The sequence below is a fragment of the Pseudomonas sp. ANT_H12B genome, assembly GCF_008369325.1.
GTDB lineage: Bacteria > Pseudomonadota > Gammaproteobacteria > Pseudomonadales > Pseudomonadaceae > Aquipseudomonas.
The window spans coordinates 288999-311975 of record NZ_VOBI01000003.1 but is presented as its reverse complement, the minus strand read 5'-3'; the positions used below and the strand labels follow the sequence as shown (position 1 = coordinate 311975).

General features: G+C 59.6%; 16 protein-coding genes. 2 read left to right on the top strand and 14 right to left on the bottom strand.

From position 1 onward, the window contains the following. Positions 1–25: 25 nt before the first annotated feature. Positions 26–469: a DUF2846 domain-containing protein gene (locus FQ185_RS06685; protein ID WP_149416817.1), complete on the bottom strand. Its 444-nt coding sequence runs from the start codon at positions 467–469 to the stop codon at positions 26–28. Between the two features lie 131 nt (positions 470–600). Continuing rightward, positions 601–1503 (bottom strand): LysR family transcriptional regulator, encoded by a 903-nt coding sequence (locus FQ185_RS06680; protein WP_149416816.1) that lies wholly within the window; start codon positions 1501–1503, stop codon positions 601–603. 119 nt (positions 1504–1622) lie between these two features. Here FQ185_RS06680 and FQ185_RS06675 point away from each other — a divergent pair, with 119 nt between their 5' ends. Then, positions 1623–2897 (top strand): MFS transporter, encoded by a 1275-nt coding sequence (locus FQ185_RS06675; RefSeq protein WP_149416815.1) that lies wholly within the window; start codon positions 1623–1625, stop codon positions 2895–2897. A gap of 150 nt (positions 2898–3047) precedes the next feature. On the opposite strand, the gene hemE is transcribed toward FQ185_RS06675, so the two are convergent. From hemE to FQ185_RS06610, 11 genes are all read right to left on the bottom strand, one after another. Next, positions 3048–4115 carry a uroporphyrinogen decarboxylase gene (gene hemE / locus FQ185_RS06665; RefSeq protein WP_149416813.1) on the bottom strand — a complete coding sequence of 356 codons (1068 nt, stop codon included), beginning with the start codon at positions 4113–4115 and terminating at the stop codon, positions 3048–3050. A gap of 240 nt (positions 4116–4355) precedes the next feature. Beyond that, on the bottom strand, positions 4356–5774 hold the full coding sequence (locus tag FQ185_RS06660) for an FAD-dependent oxidoreductase (RefSeq protein WP_149416812.1): 1419 nt from the start codon (positions 5772–5774) through the stop codon (positions 4356–4358). Positions 5775–5807: 33 nt separating this feature from the next. Then, entirely contained in the window at positions 5808–10253 is a 4446-nt protein-coding gene (gltB, locus tag FQ185_RS06655; RefSeq protein ID WP_149416811.1) for a glutamate synthase large subunit, read from the bottom strand. Positions 10254–10603: 350 nt separating this feature from the next. Beyond that, a complete protein-coding gene (locus tag FQ185_RS06645; RefSeq protein ID WP_149416810.1) occupies positions 10604–12196 on the bottom strand; it encodes an AAA family ATPase in 1593 nt (530 codons plus the stop codon). 10 nt (positions 12197–12206) lie between these two features. Further along, positions 12207–13307, bottom strand: a complete 1101-nt coding sequence (gene aroB, locus FQ185_RS06640) for a 3-dehydroquinate synthase (protein ID WP_149416809.1) — start codon at positions 13305–13307, stop codon at positions 12207–12209. A gap of 140 nt (positions 13308–13447) precedes the next feature. Continuing rightward, positions 13448–13966: a shikimate kinase AroK gene (gene aroK, locus FQ185_RS06635; protein ID WP_010464421.1), complete on the bottom strand. Its 519-nt coding sequence runs from the start codon at positions 13964–13966 to the stop codon at positions 13448–13450. Between the two features lie 4 nt (positions 13967–13970). Continuing rightward, a complete protein-coding gene (gene pilQ / locus FQ185_RS06630) occupies positions 13971–16058 on the bottom strand; it encodes a type IV pilus secretin PilQ family protein (RefSeq protein WP_149416808.1) in 2088 nt (695 codons plus the stop codon). Between the two features lie 13 nt (positions 16059–16071). Continuing rightward, a complete protein-coding gene (locus tag FQ185_RS06625) occupies positions 16072–16599 on the bottom strand; it encodes a pilus assembly protein PilP (protein WP_149416807.1) in 528 nt (175 codons plus the stop codon). After that, positions 16596–17219, bottom strand: coding sequence for a type 4a pilus biogenesis protein PilO (gene pilO, locus FQ185_RS06620; RefSeq protein WP_149416806.1), 624 nt, complete (start codon positions 17217–17219; stop codon positions 16596–16598). Before pilO ends, FQ185_RS06625 begins: the two co-directional genes overlap by 4 nt. After that, complete coding sequence (locus FQ185_RS06615) at positions 17216–17782, bottom strand: PilN domain-containing protein (RefSeq protein WP_149416805.1); 567 nt, start codon at positions 17780–17782, stop codon at positions 17216–17218. The genes pilO and FQ185_RS06615 overlap by 4 nt, the downstream gene beginning before the upstream one ends. Next, on the bottom strand, positions 17782–18846 hold the full coding sequence (locus FQ185_RS06610; protein ID WP_149416804.1) for a pilus assembly protein PilM: 1065 nt from the start codon (positions 18844–18846) through the stop codon (positions 17782–17784). Before FQ185_RS06610 ends, FQ185_RS06615 begins: the two co-directional genes overlap by 1 nt. A gap of 222 nt (positions 18847–19068) precedes the next feature. Here FQ185_RS06610 and FQ185_RS06605 point away from each other — a divergent pair, with 222 nt between their 5' ends. Then, a complete protein-coding gene (locus FQ185_RS06605; RefSeq protein ID WP_371926598.1) occupies positions 19069–21516 on the top strand; it encodes a penicillin-binding protein 1A in 2448 nt (815 codons plus the stop codon). Positions 21517–21587: 71 nt separating this feature from the next. Here FQ185_RS06605 and FQ185_RS06600 read toward each other — a convergent pair whose 3' ends face one another. Then, a complete protein-coding gene (locus FQ185_RS06600) occupies positions 21588–22856 on the bottom strand; it encodes a malic enzyme-like NAD(P)-binding protein (protein WP_149416802.1) in 1269 nt (422 codons plus the stop codon). Positions 22857–22977: the final 121 nt, after the last annotated feature.

Sequence of the window (22977 nt, the reverse complement as noted above, 5' to 3'; positions counted from 1 at the left end):
GGAACGATCCGCTGTGTTCTGACGCTTACTGAGCCTGAATCAACTTGCTTTCAGTGACGCCCGCGCGACCTGTCTTGTCGTCGACGACTTGCAGGTTGTTACGCGCCTTGATGAAGCCCACTTTCACTTCCTGCCAGACAAAGTAGTTTTGGCCGGCTTCTGCGGTGAGTTTCAGTTCAGAATCGTTTTCCGCCGAAGACACCAGGGTCTGCTGACCCGCCGGGACGGCCAACATCAGATAGGACTTGGCGACAGTCTGCCCGACAGGCTTGCCATTGAGCGTCACCGGCATTTTCACCCCGGCCCCCATGCTCTCGTTGCGATAAACGTAGATATTGGCTTTGTCGGGAGCGACTTGGAACGACTTGGCCTGTGCGTCCTGGGTTTCATCAGCCATTTTTACCGAAGCACAACCACCGGTCAGTGCGATCAAGGCCAGCAAAGCGGTGAAGGTTATCTGCTTGAACATCCTGTATCTCCATAGTTTGTGATGAGTCCAATGACGGTTATCGGCCGTATCCAACAAAACCTTGAAGCGCTATGGCGTCATCCCGAAGAACCCTGTGGGAGCGAGCCTGCTCGCGAATGACTGCGCAGCAGTCACGCCTTCAGCGGCTCAACCTTGCGCGTCAACAACTCAACAAACGCCTTGGCCATCGGCGATTTCTGATCCTTGCGCTGCACCAGCCATACCGCCGACACCGCCGCTGGATCGAGCAGAGGGCGATAGACCACACCATCGATGCGCATACGCTGATAAGACGCCGGCAGCACGGATACGCCGAGCCCTGCTGCCACCAACCCGATGATGGTCATCGCCTCGCCGGCCTCTTGGGCAAAGTGCGGGCTGAAACCGGCATCCCGGGCCAGGCTGAGCAACTGCGCGTACAGACCACTGCCATAACTGCGTGGGAAAAATACGAAGGGTTCGAGGGCCAAGGCTGACAGAAACAACCCTTCCTCGCTGCCGGCCACCAGCGGATGCTTGGAACTGAGCACGGCCACCAGCGGCTCACGCATCAGTTCCACCACGCTGAGTGAATCCGGCAATCCCAACGGCCGCATGATGCCGACCTCGATCGATTCATCCACTAGCGCATCGGCCACTTGAGTACTGCTCATCTCCCGCAGATTCAAGTGCACTGCCGGAAATCGCTGGCGAAACGAAAAAATCGCCTGAGGGATCGTCGAGTTGAACGGTGCCGACGAGGTGAAGCCAATCTTCAGTTCGCCCAACTCACCCAACTGCGCCCGTCGCGCCACATCCGCCGCTTTGTCGACCTGCGCCAGCACCAGCCGCGCCTCTTCCAGAAACAACCGACCGGCTTCACTCAGCTCGACCCGACGATTGGTCCGCTCGAACAACCGCGCCCCGACCTCCTGTTCCAGCGCCTGAATCTGCTGGCTCAACGGTGGTTGCGAGATGCCCAGCACCTGAGCGGCGCGGCCGAAGTGCAGTTCTTCGGCGACGGCAATGAAGTAGCGCAGGTGACGCAATTCCATGAAAACTCCATTAGGCCGTAAAACCTCTCAAACAGGTCGAACAATATATTGGATTGAATCATTAGCCAGCTATATGCTTTTTTACATTGCCTGACCGGCTGCGTTCCCCGAGGTCTGAAGTGAAAACTGCTGTTGTTCCACTTGCCCATGAAGTTCCACCGGCTCCGCTCGACGATGTCGTCGCCGAACTTGCAGAGATCTACATCGAAAAAGGCACGCCGATGTTCATGCGCACAGTGCTGGCGCTGTTCTCCGGCGGTTTCGCGACCTTTGCCCTGCTCTACTGCGTGCAGCCGATGATGCCGCTGCTGTCCCACGAATACTCCATCAATGCGGCGCAAAGCAGCCTGATCCTGTCGGTGGCCACCGGCATGCTCGCCATTGGCCTGCTGATCACTGGCCCGATCTCCGACCGTGTCGGACGTAAACCGGTGATGGTCGCGGCGTTGTTTGCCGCGGCACTGTGCACCATGGCCAGCGCGATGATGCCGAGCTGGCAAGGCGTATTGGTGATGCGCGCATTGATCGGGTTGTCGTTAAGCGGCCTGGCGGCGGTTGCCATGACTTACCTGAGCGAAGAGATCCACCCGCAGCACATCGGCCTGGCAATGGGCTTGTACATCGGCGGGAACGCGATTGGCGGGATGAGCGGACGCTTGATCACCGGCGTGCTGATCGACTTTGTCAGCTGGCACACGGCGATGCTGGTGATTGGCGGCCTGGCACTCATTGCGGCGACGGTGTTCTGGAAAATTCTCCCCGAATCACGCAACTTCCGCGCTCGCTCGCTGCACCCGCGCAGCTTGATTGACGGCTTCGCCATGCACTTTCGCGATGCCGGCCTGCCGCTGCTGTTTGTCGAAGCGTTCGTGCTGATGGGCGCATTCGTCACGCTGTTCAACTACATCGGCTATCGCTTGCTGGCCGAGCCGTACCACATGGATCAGGCCTTCGTCGGGCTGCTGTCGGTGGTGTACCTGTCGGGGATTTATAGCTCGGCGAAAATCGGTTCGCTGGCCGACAAACTGGGCCGGCGCAAAGTGTTGTGGGCAACAATTGTTTTGATGCTCGCGGGCCTGGCGCTGACGATGTTTACGTCACTGCCGCTGGTGATCATCGGCATGTTGATTTTTACCTTCGGTTTCTTTGGCGCGCATTCGGTGGCGAGCAGCTGGATTGGGCGCCGGGCGATCAAAGCCAAGGGGCAGGCGTCGTCGCTTTATCTGTTCAGCTACTACGCCGGGTCGAGTATTGCCGGTACGGCGGGCGGTGTGTTCTGGCACATGGGCGGGTGGAACGGGATCGGGCTGTTCATTGGCGGGTTGCTGGTGATTGCGCTGCTGGTGGCGTTGAAACTGGCGAAGCTGCCGCCGCTCGGCGGTGTAAAGGTTTAAACACAAATATGCAGTCAACCATAAACAACTGTGGGAGCGAGCCTGCTCGCGATGGCGGCATAACAGCCAACTTAAATGTTGAATGTTATGGCCTCATCGCGAGCAAGCTCGCTCCCACATTAAAGCCGGGTGTTTATCAGACCGTCACGATCACTCGTGATACTGCGCCGACAGTTCATGCACCGCGCGCAGGAAGGCGCCCGCGTGTTCCGGGTCGACTTCAGGCGTGATGCCATGGCCGAGGTTGAACACGTGGCCGCTGCCCTTGCCATAGCTGGCGAGGATTCGACCGACTTCGGTGCGGATGGCTTCTGGCTTGGCGTAGAGCACGGTCGGGTCCATGTTGCCTTGCAGGGCGACTTTGCTGCCGACGCGATCACGGGCGCTGCCAATGTCGCAAGTCCAGTCCAGGCCGAGCGCATCAGCGCCAACATCGGCGATGCTTTCCAGCCACAGGCCGCCGTTCTTGGTGAACAGGATGACCGGCACTTTGCGGCCCTCGTGCTCGCGGATCAGGCCGCTGACGATTTTGCGCATGTAGGCCAGGGAGAATTCCTGGTACGCCGCCGCCGAAAGGCTACCGCCCCAACTATCGAAGATCTGCACCGCTTGCGCCCCGGCCATGATCTGGCCGTTGAGGTAGCTGGTGACCGTCTGCGCGAGCTTGTCCAGCAGCAGGTGCAAGGCTTGCGGGTTGTCGTAGAGCATGGTTTTGGTCTTGCGGTAGTCTTTCGACGAGCCGCCTTCGACCATGTAGGTGGCCAGGGTCCATGGGCTGCCGGCGAAGCCGATCAGCGGCACGCGGCCGTTCAGTTCGCGGCGGATGGTGCTGACCGCGTCCATGACGTAGCCGAGGTCTTTGTGCGGATCAGGAATCGGCAGTGCTTCGATATCAGCCATCGTGCTGATGACTTTTTTGAAGCGCGGACCTTCACCGGTTTCGAAGTACAGGCCTTGGCCCATGGCATCGGGGATGGTCAGGATGTCGGAGAACAGGATCGCCGCGTCCAGTTGTGGGTAGCGGTCGAGCGGCTGCATCGTGACTTCGCAAGCGAACTCCGGGTTCATGCACAGGCTCATGAAGTCGCCGGCCTTGGCACGGCTGGCGCGGTATTCAGGCAGGTAGCGGCCGGCCTGACGCATCATCCAGACAGGCGTGACGTCTACGGGTTGCTTGAGCAGGGCGCGAAGGAAACGGTCGTTCTTCAGGGCAGTCATGTCGGCATCCGGAAAAAAAGTGTGGGCATTTTCTCAGAGCGCGACGCAAAAGGCACGGCTGCAGGTCAGCCTTTTGTCTATCGGGTCAATTTGTCGCGGTGGAATGCAGTCTTCCGGACAACCAGAAACCAATGTGGGAGCGAGCCTGCTCGCGATGAGGGCTTCACATTCAACACTTCTGTTGACTGATCTACCGCTATCGCGAGCAGGCTCGCTCCCACAGGGTTTTGTGTCGTTTGGTTAGACGCCCAGGTAATCCAGGATCCCTTCAGCCGCATTACGGCCTTCGAAGATCGCCGTTACCACCAGGTCAGAACCGCGAACCATATCGCCACCGGCGAAGATTTTCGGGTTGCTGGTCTGGTGCTTGTACTGACCTTGCTCCGGGGCCACGACGCGGCCCTGGCTGTCGGTCTGGATACTGTGTTGTTCGAACCACGACGCAGGGCTTGGACGGAAACCGAAGGCGATGACCACGGCATCAGCCGGGATGATCTCTTCGGAACCCGGGATCGGCTCGGGGCTGCGACGGCCACGGGCGTCCGGTTCGCCGAGACGGGTCTCGACCACTTTCACGCCTTCGACGCGGTCTTCACCAACAATCGCAATTGGCTGGCGGTTGTAGAGGAATTTCACGCCTTCTTCCTTGGCGTTCTTCACCTCTTTGCGCGAGCCGGGCATGTTCGCTTCGTCACGACGATACGCACAGGTCACCGACTTGGCGCCCTGGCGAATCGACGTACGGTTGCAGTCCATCGCCGTGTCGCCGCCACCCAGCACCACGATCTTCTTGCCTTTCATGTCGACGAAATCTTCCGGCGACTTTTCAAAGCCCAGGTTGCGGTTGACGTTGGCGATCAGGAAGTCGAGCGCATCATGCACGCCCGGCAGGTCCTCGCCGGCAAAGCCGCCCTTCATGTAGGTGTAGGTGCCCATGCCCATGAACACGGCATCGTATTCTTCGAGCAGTTGCTCGATGGTCACGTCCTTGCCCACTTCGGTGTTCAGGCGGAACTCGATGCCCATGCCGGTGAAGACTTCGCGGCGATTGCTCAGCACGGTCTTTTCCAGCTTGAACTCGGGGATGCCGAAGGTCAGCAGACCACCGATTTCCGGGTTCTTGTCAAACACCACCGGAGTCACGCCGCCACGTACCAGCACGTCGGCACAGCCCAGGCCCGCAGGACCTGCGCCGATTACCGCGACACGCTTGCCGGTCGGTATGACCTTGGACATGTCCGGACGCCAGCCCATGGCGAACGCGGTGTCGGTGATGTACTTCTCGACCGAACCAATGGTCACCGCGCCGAAGCCGTCGTTGAGGGTACAGGCACCCTCGCACAGACGATCCTGCGGGCACACCCGGCCGCACACTTCCGGCAGGGTGTTGGTCTGGTGCGACAGCTCGGCGGCCTGAAGGATGTTGCCCTCGGCCACCAGCTTCAGCCAGTTCGGAATGAAGTTGTGCACCGGGCACTTCCATTCGCAATACGGGTTACCGCAACCCAGGCAGCGGTGGGCCTGGTCGGCCGACTGCTGGGGTTTGAACGGTTCGTAGATTTCCACGAACTCTTTCTTGCGTTGACGCAACAGTTTCTTCTTCGGATCTTTGCGCCCGACGTCGATGAACTGGAAGTCATTATTCAGACGTTCAGCCATTGTTAAAACCTCATCAAACTCTTCAGGCGCATATCACTGCGGGTTGGCACGGGTGCTGGAAAGCAACGATTTCAGGTTGGCAGCCTTGGGCTTGACCAGCCAGAAACGACGCAGATAGTCATCGAGGTTTTCAGCGAGGTTACGACCCCATTCGCTGTCGGTTTCCGCGACGTATTCGTCCAGCACGCGTTGCAGGTGGCTGCGATAGGCTTCCATCGCTTCGCCGCTGATCCGCTGGATTTCCACCAGTTCGTGGTTGACCCGGTCAACGAAGGTGTTGTCCTGGTCGAGCACGTAGGCGAAACCGCCGGTCATGCCTGAACCAAAGTTGTAACCGGTCTTGCCCAGCACGCAGACGAAACCACCGGTCATGTATTCGCAGCAGTGATCGCCCGTGCCTTCCACCACGGTGTGAGCACCAGAGTTACGCACCGCGAAACGCTCGCCCGCGGTACCGGCGGCGAACAACTTGCCGCCAGTGGCGCCGTACAGGCAGGTGTTGCCGATGATGGCACTGTCCTGAGTCTTGTAGACGCTGCCCTTGGGCGGAACGATGACCAGCTTGCCACCGGTCATGCCTTTGCCGACGTAGTCGTTGGCGTCGCCTTCCAGGTACATGTTCAGGCCGCCAGCGTTCCACACACCGAAGCTCTGACCGGCCGTCCCTTTGAAGCGGAAGGTGATCGGCGCATTCGCCATGCCTTGGTTGCCATGCTTGCGAGCGATTTCACCGGAGATCCGCGCGCCGATCGAACGGTCGCAGTTGCAGATATCCAGCGCGAAGTCGGCGCCGCTCATGTCGTTGATGGCCGAGGTGGCCATGTCGACCATTTTCTCGGCCAGCAGGCCTTTGTCGAATGGCGGGTTGCGCTCAACCTGGCAGAACTGTGGTTTGTCTGCCGGGATGTGATCGCTGCCCAGCAACGGGGTCAGGTCCAGGTGTTGTTGCTTGGCGGTCTGGCCTTCGAGGATGTCCAGCAGATCGGTACGACCGATCAGCTCCTCAAGAGAGCGCACGCCCAGCTTGGCCAGCCACTCACGGGTTTCTTCGGCGACGTAGGTGAAGAAATTCACCACCATGTCGACGGTCCCGATGTAGTGATCCTTGCGCAGCTTCTCGTTCTGAGTCGCGACGCCGGTGGCGCAGTTGTTCAGGTGGCAGATGCGCAGGTATTTGCAGCCCAACGCGATCATTGGCGCGGTGCCGAAGCCGAAGCTTTCAGCGCCGAGGATGGCTGCCTTGATCACGTCGAGGCCGGTTTTCAGGCCGCCGTCGGTCTGTACCCGGACCTTGCCGCGCAGGTCGTTGCCGCGCAGGGTCTGATGGGTTTCGGCCAGGCCGAGTTCCCACGGAGCACCCGCGTATTTGATCGAGGTCAGCGGCGATGCACCGGTGCCACCGTCGTAGCCGGAGATGGTGATCAAGTCCGCGTAGGCCTTGGCCACACCGGCAGCGATGGTGCCGACGCCCGCTTCTGCCACCAGCTTCACCGAGACCAGGGCCTTCGGGTTGACTTGTTTCAGGTCGAAAATCAGCTGCGACAAGTCTTCGATCGAATAGATGTCGTGGTGCGGTGGAGGCGAGATCAGGGTCACGCCCGGCACTGCATAACGCAGCTTGGCGATCAGACCGTTGACCTTGCCGCCTGGCAGCTGACCCCCTTCGCCGGGCTTGGCGCCCTGAGCGACTTTGATCTGCAGCACTTCAGCGTTGACCAGGTATTCCGGGGTCACACCGAAACGGCCAGTCGCAACCTGTTTGATTTTCGAGCTCTTGATGGTGCCGTAACGCGCCGGGTCTTCGCCGCCTTCGCCGGAGTTGGAACGCGCACCGAGGCGGTTCATCGCTTCGGCGAGGGCTTCGTGAGCTTCCGGCGACAAGGCGCCGAGGGAGATGCCCGCGGAGTCAAAGCGCTTGAGCACCGATTCCAGCGGTTCGATCTCGCTGATGTCCAGCGGCGTGTCCAGGGTTTTGACCTTGAACATATCGCGAATCATCGACACCGGACGGTTGTCCACCAGCGCCGTGTATTCCTTGAACTTGCTGTAGTCGCCCTGCTGCACAGCGGCTTGCAAGGTGCTGACGACGTCCGGGTTGTACGCGTGATATTCGCCACCGTGGACGAACTTCAACAAACCGCCCTGCTGGATTGGCTTGCGCGGGCTCCAGGCTTCGGCGGCCAGGGCTTTCTGCTCGGCTTCGATGTCGACGAAACGCGCACCTTTGATGCGGCTCGGTACGCCACGGAAGCTCAGGTCGCAGACTTCTTCGGACAGGCCAATGGCTTCAAACAGCTGCGCACCGCGGTACGACGTGATGGTCGAGATGCCCATCTTCGACAGGATCTTCAGCAGACCTTTGGTGATGCCTTTGCGGTAGTTTTTGAACACCTCGTAGAGGTCGCCCAGGACTTCACCGGTACGGATCAGGTCGCCCAGCACTTCGTAGGCCAGGAACGGATAGACCGCCGAGGCGCCGAAACCGATCAACACGGCGAAGTGGTGCGGATCGCGAGCAGTGGCGGTTTCCACGAGGATGTTGGAGTCGCAACGCAGGCCTTTTTCGGTCAGGCGATGGTGCACCGCGCCGGTGGCCAGGGAAGCATGGATCGGCAACTTGCCCGGGGCAATGTGACGGTCACTCAGCACGACCTGGGTACGGCCGGAGCGCACGGCTTCTTCAGCCTGATCGGCAACGTTGCGGATGGCCGCTTCGAGGCCGACGCTTTCGTCGTAGTTGAGGTCGATGATCGCGCGCTCGAAGCCCGGACGGTCGAGGTTCATCAGCGAGCGCCACTTGGCCGGCGAAATGACCGGCGAGCTGAGGATCACACGCGAGGCGTGTTCCGGCGACTCCTGGAAGATGTTGCGCTCGGCACCGAGGCAGATCTCCAGCGACATGACGATGGCTTCACGCAGCGGGTCGATCGGCGGGTTGGTAACCTGCGCGAACTGCTGGCGGAAATAGTCGTACGGCGTGCGCACGCGCTGGGACAGCACGGCCATCGGCGTATCGTCGCCCATCGAGCCGACGGCTTCGTAGCCTTGCTCGCCGAGCGGACGCAGCACTTGATCACGTTCTTCGAAAGTGACCTGGTACATCTTCATGTACTGCTTGAGTTGGTCAACGTCGTAGAACGCCGAACCGTGGTCGTTGTCTTCCATGGTCGCCTGGATGCGCAGGGCATTCTTGCGCAGCCATTGCTTGTACGGATGACGCGACTTCAAGCGGTTATCGATGGCGTCGGTATCGAGGATCTGACCGGTTTCGGTGTCCACGGCAAAGATCTGACCCGGGCCAACGCGGCCCTTGGCGATCACGTCTTCAGGCTGGTAGTTCCAGACACCGATTTCCGAGGCCAGGGTGATGAAACCGTTCGTGGTGGTGACCCAACGCGCCGGACGCAGACCGTTACGGTCGAGCAGGCACACCGCGTAGCGACCGTCGGTCATTACCACGCCGGCCGGGCCGTCCCACGGTTCCATGTGCATCGAGTTGTATTCGTAGAACGCACGCAGGTCCGGGTCCATGGTTTCGACGTTCTGCCACGCAGGCGGAATGATCATCCGCACGCCACGGAACAGGTCGATACCACCGGTGACCATCAACTCGAGCATGTTGTCCATGCTGGAGGAGTCGGAACCGACACGGTTGACCAGCGGGCCGAGTTCTTCCAGGTCCATCAAATCGTTGGTGAACTTGGTCCGACGGGCCACGGCCCAGTTGCGGTTACCGGTGATGGTGTTGATTTCGCCGTTGTGGGCGAGGAAGCGGAACGGCTGAGCCAGCGGCCATTTCGGCAGGGTGTTGGTCGAAAAGCGCTGGTGGAACACGCAAATCGAAGTTTGCAGGCGCTGGTCGCTGAGGTCTGGATAGAAGGCGGTCAAATCCGCCGGCATCATCAGGCCTTTATAAATGATGGTCTTGTGCGAAAAGCTGCAGACGTAGTGATCGGCGTCGGCGGCGTTGGCCACGGACGAGCGACGACGGGAGGTGAACAGCTTGACGGCCATGTCCTGATCGCTCAGGCCTTCACCGCCGATGTACACTTGCTCGATCTGCGGCAGGCGCTCAAGGGCCAGGCGGCCGAGGACGCTGGTGTCGATCGGCACTTTGCGCCAGCCGACGAGGGTCAGGCCAGCAGCGAGGATCTCGCGGTTCATGTTCTCGCGAGCGGCTTCGGCTTTGACCGGGTCCTGGTTGAAGAAGACCATGCCCACTGCATATTGCTTGGGCAGTTCGACGCCGAAGGTTTCCTGGGCGATGGCTCGCAGGAACACATCCGGCTTTTGAATCAGCAGACCGCAACCGTCACCGGTTTTGCCGTCGGCGTTGATCCCACCGCGGTGGGTCATGCAGGTCAGGGCCTCGATGGCCGTTTGCAAAAGGGTATGGCTGGGCTCGCCCTGCATATGGGCTATCAGGCCGAAACCGCAGTTATCCTTGAATTCATCTGGTTGGTACAGACCTGCTTTCATAGACACTTTCTCACCAGGCTGCCTCTTATCGAGGCAAATTTCTTTTCAATTCAACCACTTGCCATCCGCGCCGAACGTACGCCAGCTTTGCGGAGGCAAAAGGGAGGTCATTGTACACACCGACACGGAGGCTCACAAATTCGACGACGAAATGTCGTAAATCTATGTCGCATTTGTGAAAGGTTTAAAGCGATACGCTGTGCTAGTCAAAACTTTTTTAATTTTGACCGCAACGACTCAAAGACTACTGTGACGCAGACACCACAAGGCACGCGGCCTGTAGAGGCGGCATGCACTTGTAGAAATTTTGAGGTGCCGGGAGAGGCGGCCTGGGTAAGGCCGCCGAATCTTCAGCGAGCTGTTGCCAGTTCCTGTTGGACGCTGGCGACAGTGCGAGGCCAAGGTTTACCAGCCTGCACCTTCGCTGGCAAGGCCTTGATGGCGCTAAGGGCTGCATCGCGGTTGGCGAAGCTGCCGTAGGTGATGACGTAAAGCGGTTTGCCGTTGAGCACTTTCTTGAAATAACGGTACTCGCCGCCCTGCTCTTTCACGAAGTTTTGCGCGGCTGATTCCGAGCTGGTGCCGAGGATCTGCACCACGTAATTACCCGACGCCTGACCTGCGTACCAAGTGCCACCGGCGGCCTTGGCCACGGTGGTTGGTTTCTCGGCGGGCTTGGCGGCAGCAGCGGCTGGTTTGGCTGGCGCTGGAGCCGGCTTCACGGCAGGCGCTACCGGGACTGGCTTGGCGGTCGCGACTTGTGTCGGTGCTGGTGCAGGCTTGGCGGCCGGTGTCGGTGCAGGGCCGGCCGAGAGACCTGCTGGCGGTGCAGTCGTGGTCACGGTCGGCGGCGTAGCGCTGGAACCTTCGACTGGCACACCGTCGTCGCCTTCGGTGATACCACCGGCGGCTTCAGCCAGCGGACCACGCATGACCGGCTGCGAGTTGCCCACGAGCGGCAATGGCATCGGTTGCGAGTTACCGGCGAATTCGACGGCAGGCGCGCCACCGCTATTAGGTTGCGGCGTACCCTGACCCAGTGGCAGTTGTGCCTGTTCGTTGGCAGGTGCGCCGGTGGTCGGTGCTTTGCTGCGACCTGGCATCAACCAGGCGGCGACTACCGCGACCACGACGACGGCGGAAATCGCCAATACGTGTTTCTTCGGCATGTTGAACCCCATACTTGGACGCTTGACCGCTGAGCGGCTGGCAATCATGGCTTCGATCATTGCATCGCGGGCGACCTGGTTGATGGTGCCAGGCCAACCGTCGGAGCTTTCGTGAATATCAGAGATCTGATCTGCGGTGAAAAGTTCGATACCCCGACCGGCGCCTTCGAGCCGCTGGTCCAGATATTCGCGGGTTTCTTCTTCGGTGTAAGGCTGCAATTCGATGACGTGGAAACGCTCTTCCTCAAGGCTCAGCGCTTCAAGTTGAGCAATCAGCGACGACTCACCGAACAGGAACACGTGCGGACGGCCTTCCGGTGCACCGGCGGCCAGGGCCAGCAAGGCTTCCAGCGCGGACTCGTCGAGTTGCTCGGCGTCATCCACCAGCAAATAGACTTCCTGCCCGGTAAGCGCAAGTTGCACCACTTGAGCCAGAATCGCGCCGATCTCGGCCTGGGCGACGTTCAGCGCCTGAGCCACCTGACGCAGCACGCCGGCCGCATCACCGGCGCCACGGGCGGAAACCACCACGCTCTGCACCGATTGCTTGTTGGTGCTGGCCACCAGGGCCTGCCGCAACAGGGTCTTGCCACTGCCTTGCGGGCCAGTGACCACCAACAGCAACTGGCTGTAGCGGGCCAGGTGATGCAGTTGCCCCAGCACCGGTTTGCGCTGAGCCGGAAAGAATTTGAAGCCAGGCACCCGTGGAGCGAAAGGGTCATGACTTAACTGGTAATGGCCGAGGAAAGCCTCGTCGGCGTGCAAACTAGTCATCGGGATCTTATTAACCTTTAAGCTGAGCCAGGGCGCGGTAATCCGCTCCCAGCGTGGCCTGTAGAACCTCTTTCGGATAATCGTCGGTCACCACCGCTTCGCCCATGTGGCGCAGCAGCACCAGGCGTAAACGACCGTCGATCACTTTCTTGTCAATTGCCATGTGTTCGAGAAAATCGGCTTCAGTCATCTCTTCAGGCGGAATGACCGGCAGGCCGGCACGCTGAAACAGACGAATGCCGCGATCGCGCTCTTGTTCGCTGATCCAGCCCAGACGCGTGGACATTTCCAACGCCATTACGGTGCCAGCAGCGACTGCCTCACCATGTAGCCAGACACCATAGCCCATGTGGGTTTCGATGGCGTGGCCGAAGGTATGACCCAGATTGAGCGTTGCGCGCACGCCGGTTTCCCGCTCGTCGGCACCGACCACCGCAGCCTTGGCCGCGCAGGAGCGTTCAATGGCGTAGGTCAGGGCGACCTGATCCAGTGCGCGCAGGCGATCGACGTTTTCTTCAAGCCAGGTCAGGAACGGCTCGTCGCAGATCAGCCCGTACTTGATGACCTCAGCAAGCCCGGCGGACAGTTCGCGGGCCGGCAAGGTGTTGAGGGTGGCGGTATCGATCAGCACAACATTCGGCTGATAGAAGGCGCCGACCATGTTCTTACCCAGCGGATGGTTGATCCCGGTCTTGCCGCCCACCGAGGAATCGACTTGCGACAGCAGTGTGGTCGGGATCTGGATGAAATCGACACCGCGCTGATAGCAGGCGGCAGCAAAACCGGCCATGTCACCAATCACACCGCCACCGAGGGCGATGACCGTAGTACGGCGGTCGTGTCGTGCAGTCAGCAGACCGTCGAAAATCAGCTGCAGGGTTTCCCAGGTCTTGAAGGCCTCGCCGTCGGGCAGCACAACGGAGACGACTGAAAACTGAGCGAGGCTTTTGGTCAAACGTTCGAGATAGAGCGGCGCCACGGTCTCGTTGGAGATGATTGCCACTTGCCGCCCGCGAACATGCGGAGCCAGCAACTCGGGCTGATCCAACAAACCTTCGCCAATATGAATCGGGTAGCTGCGTTCGCCTAGATCGACCTTGAGTGTCTGCATGTGTCCCCACGGTGAAGATGGAATCAGGCGTCCTGCCTTGAATTAACGGATATCCACGGCGTCTGCTGGTGTGACGCCATCCGCCATAACCTTGAGCGGCCGTGACAGGACGCCGAGGATAGCGCATTTCGCGCTTCGCTTTAACGGGGAGGTAGCTGCTGCAAGCGTTCGAGAATATCAAGCACGACCATTCGCGGCGGCCGCTCATCGGTTTCCACCACCAGGTCGGCGATTTCCCGATAAAGCGGATCGCGGATCGCCAGCAGATCCCGAAGGGTCTTCGCCGGATCGGCGGTACGCAACAGGGGTCGGTTACGGTCGCGGGAAGTGCGACCGACCTGCTGCTCGACAGACGCATGCAAGTAGACCACCCGACCACCGGCATGCAACGCCCGACGATTGGCTTCGCGCATCACTGCGCCGCCACCGGTCGCCAACACCACACCATCGCATCCGCACAGCTCGGCAATCATTGCCTGCTCGCGATCACGAAAACCCGGTTCGCCTTCCTTATCGAAGATCCACGGGATATTGGCGCCCGTGCGCAATTCAATTTCCTTATCGGAATCTTTGAACGGCAGGCGCAGCTCTTTGGCCAGCAACCGGCCGATGGTGCTTTTTCCAGCCCCCATCGGTCCAACAAGAATCAAATTTCGCACAGAATCAACGACTCACAGCAATCGCCTGGTTATTCATGATACGCGGTGTGAGAAACACCAACAGCTCGGATTTTTTCTCCGAAACCACGTCACGCCGGAAAAGGCGGCCAAGATACGGCACATCACCGAGAAATGGCACCTTATCTACAACCTTGCTCTGAGTATTTGAGAAAACCCCACCAATCACTATGGTCTCGCCGTCATTGACCAGCACCTTGGCGTTGACCTCGTTTTTCTTGATCGGCGGTACATCCTGCACCTTGTTCAGGTAGTCCGGTTCGTCCTTGGTGACCTTGACCTCCATGATAATCCGGTTGTCCGGAGTGATCTGCGGTGTCACCTCCAGGGACAGCGACGCCTCCTTGAACGACACCGAAGTGGCGCCGCTGGAACTGGCTTCCTGGTAGGGAATCTCGGTGCCCTTGAGGATTTTCGCGGTTTCCTTGTCGGATGTGACCACTTTGGGCTGCGAGACGATTTCACCGTTACCGGTCTTCTCCATGGCCGTCAGTTCGAGATCCAGCAGTACATTGTCGGTGATGAAGGCGATGCCGAGCCCCGAGGTGTTGCCGGAGGTGCCCAGATCGACGAACGGCGAGTTGGTATTGGTGCCGCCTGGCGTGCCAATGGTCGATGAACCGGCCGCCCCGTTGCTGACACCTGAGGTGTTCCAGTTGCCCTTGTTCTGGATCGATCCACCCCAGCGCACGCCGAGGCTTTTGTCGTAGTCGACGTTGGCTTCGACGATTCGCGCCTCGATCATCACCTGACGCACCGGAATATCCAGTTGCGCGACGATACGGCGTAGTTCGTCGAGGCGGTCCTGGGTCTGGTAGGCGATGATGTTGTTGGTCCGCTCATCAACGGTGATCGAGCCTCGCTCGTCGACTTTCGCCTCGGCACTGGTTACCGACTGGAACAGCTTGGCGATATCGGCCGCCTTGGCATAGTTGACCTGCAAGAGCTCGCGACGCAGGGGGGCCAGGTCGGCTATTTGCTTCTGGGACTCCAGCTCCTGACGCTCGCGAGCCGAGATCTCATCGGCCGGCGCCACCAGCAAAACGTTACCGATCTTGCGTTTATCCAGCCCCTTGGTTTTCAACACCAGATCCAGCGCCTGATCCCACGGTACGTTCTGCAAACGCAGCGTGATGCCGCCCTGTACCGTGTCGCTGGCCACCAGATTGAGATTGGTGAAATCGGCGATCAGTTGCAGTACCGAACGCACATCGATGTCCTGGAAGTTCAACGAGAGCTTTTCACCGGTGTAGGCGAAACGTTCGGTGTTGCGTTTCTGCAAGTCATCAACAGTCATCGGGCGGATGCTGACGGTCAGTTTGTTGTCGGTCTGGTAGGTCGAGTAATCGAAGGCGCCGCTGGGCTCGATGCTGATGGTGGCACGATCGCCCGTGGCGCTGGCGTTGACGAACTGCACCGGCGTGGCGAAATCCTTGACGTCCAGACGCACTCGCAGCTGCTCGGGCAATTGGGTCCTGGCGAAACCGAGAACGATCTTGCCGTCGCGTTCCTGAATATCCGGGGCGATAGAGGGATCTGACAGATCGATGACCACATTGCCTTCGCCCTGAGTGCCGCGTTGGAAGTCCACGCCACGAATGGCCTTGCCCACCGGCGCGTAGGCTTTCGCCGGGGCTGGCGTTGCAGTCGCGGCGCGCGGCGTTTTGGGCGCTGGGCTGGCGGCCGTTTTGTTGGCGCCTTGCCCGACCACCACGAACAGATTGTTGCCTTCGACTCGTGTGTTGTACGGAGTCAACTGGGTCAGACTGATGATCAGCCGCGTGCGGTCCTTGGCTTCCACCACCGTGGCGCTACGGGCATTTCCGCCGCCCAGCTCACGGTTTTTGCTTTTTAGCTGACTGACGACGCCCGGCAGATCCAGTGCAATCCGTGCCGGCGATTCCGTGGTGTAACCATGGGGCGGCGGTGGCGGCCCATCGAACGACAACTTCAACTCGACGCGGTCCCCCGGCAACGCCGCAACATCCAGCGCTTTAAGGTTGGCCGCGAGTACCATCGGCGACAGCAACGCTATCCATAGCGAAATACCGAAGGTTGAGAAAATCCTGTTCATTATTCGAGTTCCACTATGAGTGCTCTTTCAAAGGGATGGTCCGTGGTCGTTCCAGCCAGGCGCCTTCGCCGTCGGGAACGATTTCGACCACATCGACTTGGGAACCGCTGATGGCGACGATGCGCCCATCGTTACGCCCCAGGTAATCGCCGACTTTCAACCGATGTACCCCGCCCGCCCCGCGCAGCAGCGCAAAGGAGCCGGTCGCATTGGCGATCGTTCCGACCATTTCAAACTGCTCGATGTTGAAACCTTCGAGGTACTGCTTGACCCGATTCGGGTCAGGTTTGACGTTGCGCGAGCCGTGTTTCTGGCCGGCCAGATCGACTCTGACCTGCCGGGAAAACGGGCTTCGCAGGTTGGCGGCGTTGTAGGTGAATGTTGGGTAAGACCGAAATGTCGGTGTTGGTTCAATCTTGCCGGGCGCACGCAAACGCATTTCGTTCATGTACGCATCCAGGTCACTAAAGTCGTTGCCACTGCCACAACCGGACAGGCCGGCGAACAACACAATCATCGAAAAACAACGAATCGGGCTCATTTTTGCAGCCCCTTGTCGTTGTAGCGGTAGGTTTTGGCAAGGATGCTCATGCGCAACTTTGGCCCACCTTCGGGGTTGGCCGGTGCAAGGTCGAAGTCATGCAAGGTAACAATCCGCGGCAGTCCGGCCACGCCACTGACGAAAGTGGCCAGGTCGTGATAGGCGCCGGTAACCATGATCTGGATCGGCAGTTCGATGTAGAACTGCTGGGTGACCTCCGGCAACAGCTTGATCTCTTCGAACTCCAGGCCACTGCCCAGGCCAGTGCGCGTGATGTCCTCCAACAAGCCTGGCACTTCAGTGTCACTGGGCAATTGCCGCAGCAGCACGCCAAAAGAGTTCTCCATTTCCTTCATCTGCTGGGTATACAACTCCAGATTCGCCGCCATGTGGGCCTTATTGGCGAATTGCTCCTTGAGGGTCGACTCTTCTTCGCGCTTTTGTTCCAGGTGGCTTTGAAGGTCGCTCGTGGAAAAGCTGTAGCCCAGCGCCAGCAGCAGAATCATCAGCAGGACGCCGGCCAACGCCTTGATTGCTGGTGGCCAGGAACCGATGTTGTTGGTGTCCAGATCGTTGATGTCGATCTTGCGCAAACCTTCGAACCATTCGGACAGGCTCATTTGCCACCCTCCACAGCGGCGGGCTGAGTCTGACGAACGGTTAGCTGAAAGACATTGGCCTGATCCAACTGACCGGCAGTAGTCGCTTTGACTTCAGTGAGACTGGGGGCATCGAACCAGTCGGACGCATCCAGATTGCGCATCAGGTCTGACACACGGTTGTTGGATTCTGCAGCACCGGCGATGGACAAGGTCTTGCCGGCCATTTTCACCTCGGTGAAATACACCCCGTCCGGCAAGGTACGCGCCAACTGATCAAAAATCCGCCCGCTGATCGGACGGTTGCCTTGCAGGTCCTGGATGATGCGCATGCGTTCGACCAGTTGCTTGCGACGAGCCTTGAGGTCGCTGATCTGTTTGATCCGCTCATCGACCACGGTGATCTGCTTGCCGATGTAATCGTTACGGGCGATTTGCCGATCGATGGCGCCATTGAGGGCCTGGTTTGCGATCATGATCGCCCCCACCGACCCCACCAGCACACCGACCAGCGTCAGCAAAAAACGTTTGCGGCGCTGTTCACGCAGCTCTTCGCGCCAAGGTAAAAGATTGATCCGCGCCATCAGTCGAAACTCCTGAGGGCCAGCCCGCAGGCGATCATCAATGCCGGCGCATCGCTGGCCAGGGCACCGGCGTTGACCTTGCTGCTCAGGGACATATCGGAAAATGGATTGGCCACTTGCGTCGGCGTACCCAGTCGCTGCTCGATCAATCGATCCAGCCCCGGGACAGAGGCGGTACCGCCGGCCAGCAGGATGTGATCAACCGAGTTGTATTGACCGGAGGCGAAGAAAAACTGCAATGAACGCGACACCTGCTGCACCAGCGCATCGCGAAACGGTTGCAACACCTCGCTGACGTAATCGTCCGGCAAACCTCCCTGCTTCTTCGCCAGCCCGGCCTGCTCAACCGTCAGGCCATAACGCCGCTGGATCTCCTCCGTCAGCTGACGACCGCCAAACAATTGTTCGCGGGTATAGATGATCCGTCCGTTGTGCAGCACGCTCAGGGTGGTCATGGTCGCGCCGATATCAACCACCGCCACCGTCAGACGCTCCTGAGAGGCGGCCAGTTGACCCGCGAGCAATCCGTAAGAACGCTCCAGCGCATAAGCCTCGACGTCGACGACGCGCGCCGTCAGGCCGGCCAGCGCGAGGGCCGCTTCACGGACTTCGACGTTTTCCTTGCGGCAAGCTGCCAGCAGCACGTTGACCCGCTCGGCATTGCGTTCCGACACGCCCTGGACCTCGAAATCGATGGCGACTTCGTCCAACGGGTAAGGAATGTATTGATCGGCCTCGATCTTCAGCTGGTTTTCCATCTCGTCGTCGGAAAGACCGGCATCCATTTCAATGGTCTTGGTGATCACTGCTGAACCCGCCACGGCCACGGCGACGTTCTTGAGGTTGGTCCTGGCCTTGAGCAGCACGCGCACGAGTGCCTGCCCCACACCTTCGAGCTCGGCAATATTTTTTTCGACCACGGCGCTGGCGGGCAGCGGTTCAACCGCATAGGCCTCGACCCGATAACGGTCGCCGTGGCGGCTCAGCTCCAGAAGTTTCACCGACGTGGAGCTGATATCAATCCCCAGCAGCGTATTGGCCTTTTTGTTGAAGAGTCCTAGCACTACCAATTCCCTATGACTTTCCGTGAGTTACGGACTCTGTAATATGCATTGCGTTCAAACCACCCGTCTTGACAGCAGCGCAAATGACGCCTTCGACGGAAAAATGCTTATAATGCCCAGCGATTTTTTTCCGCTTTTTTACTTCAAGCGCAGGTCGTTCACCGTTATAGCCTGAACCCTGCTGCCTCATTCATTCTTTACCCTGGATGTCCAAAAGCCTTGATTCGTCTGCTGAAATTTTTCGGTTGGTCCATCGTCGCCGTTTTCTGCGGACTGCTCCTCGGTCTTAGCGGCGCATTTCTCTACCTTAGTCCGGGATTGCCGTCCGTGGAGGCGCTGAGAAGCATCCAGTTGCAGATTCCTTTGCGGGTCTACAGCAGCGACAACAAGTTGATCGCAGAATTTGGCGAAATGCGCCGCACTCCGATCCGTTTCGCCGACATTCCCCCCAATTTCATTAATGCGTTACTAAGCGCTGAAGACGACAATTTCGCCAACCATTACGGCGTCGATCCCGGCAGCTTGATGCGAGCCGCCACTCAATTGATAAAAAGCGGACACATTCAGTCCGGCGGCAGCACCATCACCATGCAGGTGGCGAAGAACTTCTTCCTGACCAGCGAACGCAGTTTCTCGCGCAAAACCACCGAAATTCTCCTGGCCCTGCAGATCGAACGGCAGCTGACCAAGGACGAGATCCTTGAGTTATACGTCAACAAGATCTATCTGGGTAATCGCGCCTACGGCATCGAAGCGGCAGCGCAAGTCTATTACGGCAAGTCGATACGTGACGTCAGCCTGGCGCAGATGGCGATGATCGCCGGCCTGCCAAAAGCCCCGTCGCGCTTCAACCCGTTGGCCAACCCGGCCCGCAGCAAAGAGCGTCGCGACTGGATCCTCGGCCGGATGTACAAACTCGGCAAGATCACCGAAGCCGACTACACCACGGCGATCAACGAGCAGCTGAACGCCAGCTATCACGTGCCGACTCCGGAAGTGAATGCACCGTACATCGCTGAAATGGCCCGCGCCGAAATGGTCGGCCGTTATGGCAGCGACGCGTACACCGAGGGGTTTCGCGTCACAACGACGGTGCCGAGCAATCTGCAGGAAATGGCCAACACGGCAGTCCACGAAGGCTTGATGACCTACGACCAGCGTCATGGTTATCGTGGCCCTGAGTCCCGCCTGCCGGGCAAGACTCGCGAAGCCTGGGCAACCGAACTGACCAAGCAGCGCACCATCAGCAGCCTTGAGCCCGCAATCGTCACCCAGGTCGACAAGACCGGCCTGCAAGTGATGACTCGTACCGGTGACGAACACGTCGCCTGGGATGGCATGAAATGGGCGCGTCCGTTCCTGAACACCAATAGCATGGGCGCCAATCCGAAGCAGCCTTCGGACGTCGCGCAGGTCGGTGATCTGATTCGTGTGCAGCGCCAGCCAGACAATTCGCTGAAATTCAGCCAGATCCCGCAGGCCCAAGGCGCACTGGTTTCCCTGGATCCGCAGAACGGCGCGATCCGCTCGCTGGTCGGCGGCTTCGCCTTCGAACAGAGCAACTACAACCGCGTCATGCAGGCCAAGCGCCAGCCGGGCTCGAGCTTCAAGCCGTTCGTCTACAGTGCTGCGCTGGATAACGGCTATACCGCTGCCAGCCTGGTGAATGACGCACCGATCGTGTTCGTCGACGAGTATCTGGACAAGGTCTGGCGCCCGAAGAACGACACCAACACCTTCCTCGGCCCGATCCGCATGCGTGAAGCGCTGTACAAGTCGCGCAACCTGGTATCGATCCGCCTGCTGCAAGCGCTGGGTATAGACCGCACCATCGACTACATCAGCAAGTTCGGCTTCAACAAGCAGGACCTTCCACGCAACCTGTCCCTGGCCCTGGGCACCGCGACCCTGACGCCAATGGAAATCGCCACCGGCTGGAGCACGTTCGCCAACGGCGGCTACAAAATCACCCCGTACATCATCGACAAGATCGAAAGCCGCAATGGCGACACGCTGTTCGTCGCCAATCCGCCGAGCGTGCCAAAAGTCGACGTAGCCAGCGACGGCATCGCCGCACCGGCCGCAAACGCCATCACGGTCAACGCAACCCCGGGCGAAACACTGACAGAACAACCAGCACAACCAGCGCCGCAAACGCCAGCAGTGGCCGAGCGCATCGTCGATAGTCGCACCACTTTCATCCTCAACAGCATGCTTGAGGACGTGATCAAACTCGGCACCGGCCGCCGCGCACTGGCCTTGGGCCGTTCCGACATCGCAGGCAAGACCGGCACCACCAACGAGTCCAAGGACGCCTGGTTCTCCGGCTATAACGCCGATTACGTGACCACCGTCTGGACGGGCTTCGATCAGCCGGAAAGCCTGGGCAAACGCGAGTTCGGCGGTACGGTCGCGCTGCCGATCTGGATGAGTTACATGGGTGCAGCACTCAAAGACAAACCGCCACATACGCAGACAGAGCCGGAAGGCATCCTCAGCCTGCGAGTCGACCCGATCAGCGGCCGTGCAGCCACCCCAGGCACACCAGGCGCCTACTTCGAACTGTTCAAGGCCGAAGACACGCCACCGTCGGTCAATGAGCTGGGCAACGGCAATGCGCCGGGCAGCCCGCTGCCAGCGGATGAAGCGGCGCCGATCGATTTGTTCTGATCGCGTAGCGCAACGCAAAAGCCCCGCCTTCGAGAGAAGCGCGGGGCTTTGTGTTGAAGCGCTACAACGACTTAGCCGTTGAACACGTCATCCACGCTTTTCAGCGGGTAGTTCTTCGGATACGGCAGGGTTGCGACGCCGGTCTCGATGGCAGCCTTGGCCACTGCATCGGAGATCACGGTGATCAGGCGTGCATCCATTGGCTTCGGAATGATGTACTCACGACCGAATTCCAGTTTGATGCCGCCGTAGGCGTCGCACACTTCCTGAGGAACCGGCAACTTGGCCAGTTCACGCAGGGCGTTGGCCGCAGCCACTTTCATTTCTTCGTTGATGCGCTTGGCGCGAACGTCCAGGGCACCGCGGAAGATGAACGGGAAGCCCAGCACGTTGTTGACCTGGTTCGGGTAGTCCGAACGGCCGGTGGCCATGATCACGTCGTCACGGGTGGCGTGAGCCAGCTCCGGAGCGATTTCCGGATCAGGGTTGGAGCAGGCGAACACGATCGGGGTGGCCGCCATGGATTTCAGGCCTTCAGCGCTCAGCAGGTTCGGGCCGGACAGACCAACGAACACGTCCGCGCCTTTCAGGGCGTCGGCCAGCGTGCGTTTTTCAGTCGCGTGAGCGAAAACAGCCTTGTACTGGTTCAGGTCGTCACGGCCGGAGTGGATCACGCCGGTACGGTCAACCATGTAGATGTTTTCGATATTGGCGCCCATGCTCACCAGCAATTTCATGCAGGAGATGGCGGCCGCACCGGCGCCCAGGCAGACGATCTTGGCGTCAGCCAGGGTTTTGCCAGCGATTTCCAGGGCGTTGATCATGCCGGCCGCGGTAACAATCGCGGTGCCGTGCTGGTCATCGTGGAATACCGGAATGTCGCACTGCTCGATCAGAGCGCGTTCGATCTCAAAGCACTCAGGTGCCTTGATGTCTTCCAGGTTGATGCCACCGAAGGTGATGGAGATGCGCTTGACGGTGTCGATGAAGGCTTGCGGGCTTTCGGAGTCGACTTCGATGTCGAAAACGTCGATGCCGGCGAAGCGCTTGAACAGCACGCCTTTACCTTCCATGACTGGCTTGGAAGCCAATGGGCCGAGATTACCCAGGCCGAGAATTGCGGTGCCATCAGAAATGACTGCAACCAGGTTGCCTTTGCCGGTGTATTTGTAGGCCAGTTCAGGATCGCGGGCGATTTCGCGTACTGGTTCGGCTACGCCGGGGCTGTAGGCCAGCGACAGATCGCGGGCGGTAGCGGTGGCCTTGGTGAGCTCGACACTCAGCTTCCCTGGACGGGGATGGGCGTGATATTCGAGAGCGGCAGTTTTCAGATCAGACATATGGGCATTCCGCTTTTTTACTGTTGGACAGACGGACCGCCGAGGATACTCGCCTCGCAAAGCCCTCACAAGACTGACCAGTCATCCCTGTCAAGCGCCCGGCCCTACGACTTTGGGCCAA

Bases quoted from the DNA above. Each gene is read 5' to 3' on its own strand.
- FQ185_RS06625 (WP_149416807.1), bottom strand. From the start codon at position 16,599: ATGAGCCCGATTCGTTGTTTTTCGATGATTGTGTTGTTCGCCGGCCTG.
- pilQ (WP_149416808.1), bottom strand. From the start codon at position 16,058: ATGAACAGGATTTTCTCAACCTTCGGTATTTCGCTATGGATAGCGTTG.
- FQ185_RS06685 (WP_149416817.1), bottom strand. From the start codon at position 469: ATGTTCAAGCAGATAACCTTCACCGCTTTGCTGGCCTTGATCGCACTG.
- gltB (WP_149416811.1), bottom strand. From the start codon at position 10,253: ATGAAAGCAGGTCTGTACCAACCAGATGAATTCAAGGATAACTGCGGT.
- aroB (WP_149416809.1), bottom strand. From the start codon at position 13,307: ATGCAGACACTCAAGGTCGATCTAGGCGAACGCAGCTACCCGATTCAT.
- hemE (WP_149416813.1), bottom strand. From the start codon at position 4,115: ATGACTGCCCTGAAGAACGACCGTTTCCTTCGCGCCCTGCTCAAGCAA.
- FQ185_RS06615 (WP_149416805.1), bottom strand. From the start codon at position 17,782: ATGGCGCGGATCAATCTTTTACCTTGGCGCGAAGAGCTGCGTGAACAG.
- FQ185_RS06600 (WP_149416802.1), bottom strand. From the start codon at position 22,856: ATGTCTGATCTGAAAACTGCCGCTCTCGAATATCACGCCCATCCCCGT.
- pilO (WP_149416806.1), bottom strand. From the start codon at position 17,219: ATGAGCCTGTCCGAATGGTTCGAAGGTTTGCGCAAGATCGACATCAAC.
- FQ185_RS06645 (WP_149416810.1), bottom strand. From the start codon at position 12,196: ATGACTAGTTTGCACGCCGACGAGGCTTTCCTCGGCCATTACCAGTTA.
- FQ185_RS06660 (WP_149416812.1), bottom strand. From the start codon at position 5,774: ATGGCTGAACGTCTGAATAATGACTTCCAGTTCATCGACGTCGGGCGC.
- FQ185_RS06680 (WP_149416816.1), bottom strand. From the start codon at position 1,503: ATGGAATTGCGTCACCTGCGCTACTTCATTGCCGTCGCCGAAGAACTG.